Origin of the sequence: uncultured Methanobrevibacter sp. (genome assembly GCF_937906425.1) — an archaeon.
Lineage (GTDB): Archaea > Methanobacteriota > Methanobacteria > Methanobacteriales > Methanobacteriaceae > Methanobrevibacter.
On sequence record NZ_CALCYR010000056.1, the window covers coordinates 1 to 4,117 of the forward strand.

Annotated in this window: 4 protein-coding genes; 2 read left to right on the top strand and 2 right to left on the bottom strand. The window is 33.3% G+C overall.

Annotated elements, in window-relative coordinates:
- Positions 1-129 precede the first annotated feature (129 nt).
- Together Q0138_RS01575 and Q0138_RS01580 are read left to right on the top strand one after the other, a co-directional pair.
- Positions 130-909: a class I SAM-dependent methyltransferase family protein gene (locus tag Q0138_RS01575; RefSeq protein WP_297979995.1), complete on the top strand. Its 780-nt coding sequence runs from the start codon at positions 130-132 to the stop codon at positions 907-909.
- Positions 910-1,054: 145 nt separating this feature from the next.
- Complete coding sequence (locus Q0138_RS01580) at positions 1,055-2,242, top strand: NAD(P)/FAD-dependent oxidoreductase (RefSeq protein WP_297979997.1); 1,188 nt, start codon at positions 1,055-1,057, stop codon at positions 2,240-2,242.
- Between the two features lie 67 nt (positions 2,243-2,309).
- On the opposite strand, the gene cofG is transcribed toward Q0138_RS01580, so the two are convergent.
- Together cofG and Q0138_RS01590 are read right to left on the bottom strand one after the other, a co-directional pair.
- Positions 2,310-3,347 carry a 7,8-didemethyl-8-hydroxy-5-deazariboflavin synthase subunit CofG gene (gene cofG / locus Q0138_RS01585; protein ID WP_297980002.1) on the bottom strand — a complete coding sequence of 346 codons (1,038 nt, stop codon included), beginning with the start codon at positions 3,345-3,347 and terminating at the stop codon, positions 2,310-2,312.
- 251 nt (positions 3,348-3,598) lie between these two features.
- Entirely contained in the window at positions 3,599-4,051 is a 453-nt protein-coding gene (locus Q0138_RS01590) for a DUF2120 domain-containing protein (RefSeq protein WP_297979999.1), read from the bottom strand.
- Positions 4,052-4,117: the final 66 nt, after the last annotated feature.

Consider the following 4,117-nt stretch of genomic DNA (forward strand, 5'->3'; position numbering starts at 1 on the left):
ATTTTTTTTCTGAAATTTTAAATTTTTTTATTTTATTTTTCTATGCTATTTTTTTCTAAAATTTAAAAAAATTTTTTATTAATAAAAACAAATATTGTAATGTATTAGAAAAATTGTTTTTGTGATTTTATGAAATGGAAAAAGATCGGAGATATTTTGGTAATTGATGATAATTTTAAATTTAATTCATCTTCCATAGATGTTTCCAATCAGGACGTCCTAGAGGAAATTGCATCAGAACATAAGGTTAAGTCAATTTTAAAGATAGACAAGATTGATGGTCAAAAAAGGGAACCTGAAATCAGTCTTCTTTATGGTAATGAGACAGAAACAATCCATAAGGAAAACGGTTGTTTATTCAGCTTGGACTTGGCAAAGGTAATGTGGGCAAAAGGAAACAATAATGAAAGGCTTCGCATTGCCAAATTGGTTAGGCCTAATGAGGTTGTTGTTGATATGTTTGCGGGAATTGGCTATTTTTCCATTCCAATCGGTGTTTTCAGTGATGCAAAGGAAATCTATTCCATTGAAATAAATCCTAATTCCTTTCATTTTTTAAAGAAAAATATTGAATTAAATAAAATAAACAGAAATAGTGAAAGGATTTTTCCGATTTTAGGAGACTGTGCTATTGAAGCTCCCAAATATTCTGCAGACAGGGTTTTGATGGGTTATGTAAAGACCACTCATCACTATTTAAAGCCGGCTATGGAAGCTGTTAAGGATGGTGGAATAATTCATTACCATGAAACTGTTCCTTTAAAGCTTATTGAAACAAGACCTTATGAAAGGGTTAAAAAGATTGCTTATGAATGTGGGCAGCGTGAAGTTGAAGTTTTAAATATTCAGAATATTAAGCGATATGCTCCAGGTGTTGAACATATAGTCTTGGATGCTAGGATTTATTAAATAGATTTTAAGGTATTAGGCTTGTTAGCTTTTATAAAAGATTTTTATTAATATTATTTAGTTAAAGATTATTTTATTAAAGGTTGTTTGTTTAAAGATTCTTTCAGATATTTATTTTTGATTTTATAGTTTTGGGGAAATATTCATGATAAAAACTGATGTTTTGGTAATTGGAGCAGGGCCTGCAGGTTCTTCAGCTGCCAGATTTGCGGCTAAAGGAGGTGCAGATGTAATTATTATAGATAAAAAGTCTGAAATTGGAGCTCCTAAAAGATGTGCTGAAGGGGTTTCAAAAAAGATTTTTGAGAAACTGGATCTTGAGATGAACCCTCGTTGGATTACTCAGGAAATTCGTGGCGTAAGGTTCGTTGCTCCTGATGGAACCGAATTGTGGTTTGATGAAACCCAAATAGATTTGCCTGATGCAGGTTATGTTCTTGAACGTAAGGTCTTTGACAAGCATATGGCAATGGAGGCTGCAAGGGAAGGTGCAGAGATTAGAATTAAAACCCAGGCAAAGGCCATTGAAAGGGATGGAGATTCATTTACAGTCACTTGTGAATCAATGGGTGAAACCTTTGATATAAATGCAAAGATTATAATTGGTGCAGACGGTCCTGAAAGTCATGTTGCCAAATGGGCAGGTTTGGATGCACATATACTTCCAAGGCATATGATATCAGGTGTACAATTTGAAATGTGTAATGTTGCAATGAAAAGGAATGATTATCTGGAGTTTTATTTTGGCAGCATAGCTCCCGGAGGTTATTTCTGGCTTTTCCCTAAAGGGGAGGATGTTGTAAATGCAGGTCTTGGAATTGTAACAGATATGGCTGAAGGCAAGCCTGCTTATGAATATCTTCTTGATGCTGTTGATAACTGTTATGCAACACAGGATGCTCAGGCAGTTGAATTGAATGTTGGAGGAGATCCTGTAGGAGGACTTGTTAAACAAATGTATTCTGACAATATTATGCTTTGTGGAGATGCTGCAAGTCAGGTTAATCCATTGACTGGTGGAGGAATCACCAATGGTATGTTAGGCGGTAAATTTGCAGGTCAAGTTGCTGCAGAAGCTATAAAATCTGGTGATTATTCTAAAAAATTCCTTAAAAAGTATGAGGACTTGTATTTGGATGAAATGGGTCGTGAAATCTTGAAATATCCTAAGGTTTGTGATTATTTATGGACTTTGGATGACGATGACATAAATAAGATTGCTCATAAGTTTAAGGAAATGAACTTATCTAAAGTTACAGTGGCTGAAATTGTTAAGGTGGTTATTAAGGCTCAGCCTAAATCCATTTTAAAGTTGGCCAAGCTTTTCTTTTAGATTCTTTTTTTTAATATTTCATTGTTCTTTGTTTTTATTTTTCTATTTTGTGATTTTTTTAAAGAGATTAATTATTTTCAATCTCTTCTTGAAGTTTTTCAGTCTTCAGCAGTAATTTTTCATTTTCAATAAACTCTGAATTAATATATCTTTTGTAAATTGCCAATCTTTCCTTTAACTTAAATCCTGCATCATTTGTCAGTCTTTCCAATGTGTCAAGAGTTGGCCATGGGGAACTTGGATTTACATAATCTTCACTAAGTGGGGAAACTCCTCCCCAATCGTCTGTTCCGCAAAGAAGGAAGATTTGGCTTGTTTCATAGTTCAAGTTAGGTGGGACCTGGACTGAAATCTCCTCATCAAAGAGCAATTGTGCTGCTGCAACTGTTCTAACCATATCCAAAAGGCTTGGTTCCTCATAGTTTTCCATTTGGATTCCTGGACTTACTGTAAAGTTTTGAATAATTACTTCCTGAATATGCCCATATTTATCACTGATTTCCTTGATTTTAAGCAGGGAATTCGCTATTTCTTCCTTTGTTTCTCCAATGCCTATTAAAATTCCTGTTGTGTATGGAATTTTTAGTTTTCCTGCATTTTCTATTGTTTCAATACGGACTTTCGGGTCTTTTCCAGGGCTTTTTTCATGAGCTATTGTGCTCATGAGACGTTGGGATGTGCTTTCAAGCATCATTCCCATTGAAACATTAACTTCCTTTAATTTTTTCATATCCTCATATGAAAAGTTTCCAGCGTTTGTGTGTGGAAGCAATGAGGTTTCCTCAAGGCATGTTTTACAGATGTCGTAGATGTAGTCGGTCATCTTATTAAATCCCAATTCTTTGAGTCTTGATTTGACCGCTTCCTCTTCGTCTGCATCTTCACCCATTGTAAATAATGCTTCCTTACAGCCGTATTTTTCAGCCTCTTTTAAGGTAGCTAAAACATCTTCTTTATCTTGCAATATGATTGCATCAGGGTCATCCGGGTTTTGTTTAAATGCACAGTATCCGCAGTCATTTCTACAGATTTTTGTAAGTGGGATAAATACATTTTTAGAGTATGTGACATATTCCTCTTCTCTTTTGGAATTAGCGAGTTCCATTATCTTTAATATGTCTCCTTTTTCACAGGTTAAAAGCTTGATTAAATCATCCCGACCTAGATTTTCAAAGTTAATATTTGATAAATTAGACATTTTCCACCTTTAAATGATTGTTTGAATTAATTTCAGTGATTTTTTAAATTAATTTTTTTTAAATTAATTTTTTTAATAATTTTTTAATTTAATTTTTTTTAAATTAATTTTTATAATATTTTTTAAGTTAATTTTTTAAATTATTTTTTGATTTAAAATCAGTTTTCACTGTCTTCTCTTTGAGCTACAGTTACTTCAACATATAATGGTCCAAATCCTGATTTGTCTTTCCAGATGGCTACGAATGCTCCTGCATGAGGCATTAAGAATAATTTGTAGAAAACAGCCAATCCCATGCTTTCCATATCATCTTTCATTCTTAAAATTCCACCATTGTCAGGTGTTGTTGTCATATCCATATCTTCTCTCATATAAGAGTCAATTTTTTCTGTAAAGTTTTTTCCAGCATCGGACAAGACATCCACTTCTCTTGCACCAAGGATATCCTTAAGTTCAGCTAATTTGTCTTCCATTTCATCAATTTCAATCTTGTCACGACTTATTCCTCTTACAATTAGTATATGTTCTGCATTGTAAGCTGGTCTTGATCCTTTAAATGCATTAAAATGTCCAATAACCTGTCCAGTAATTTTTGGTAATATTTCTGCCATGCAAATCACTTATTTTCTTTTTTTAAAAACCCATTGCATTTACTGCACTATCATTATTTATAAAAA

Excerpts from the sequence above, each read along its gene's own strand:
- Q0138_RS01575 (WP_297979995.1), top strand. The coding sequence starts at position 130 with ATGAAATGGAAAAAGATCGGAGATATTTTGGTAATTGATGATAATTTT.
- Q0138_RS01580 (WP_297979997.1), top strand. The coding sequence starts at position 1,055 with ATGATAAAAACTGATGTTTTGGTAATTGGAGCAGGGCCTGCAGGTTCT.
- cofG (WP_297980002.1), bottom strand. The coding sequence starts at position 3,347 with ATGGAACTCGCTAATTCCAAAAGAGAAGAGGAATATGTCACATACTCT.
- Q0138_RS01590 (WP_297979999.1), bottom strand. The coding sequence starts at position 4,051 with ATGGCAGAAATATTACCAAAAATTACTGGACAGGTTATTGGACATTTT.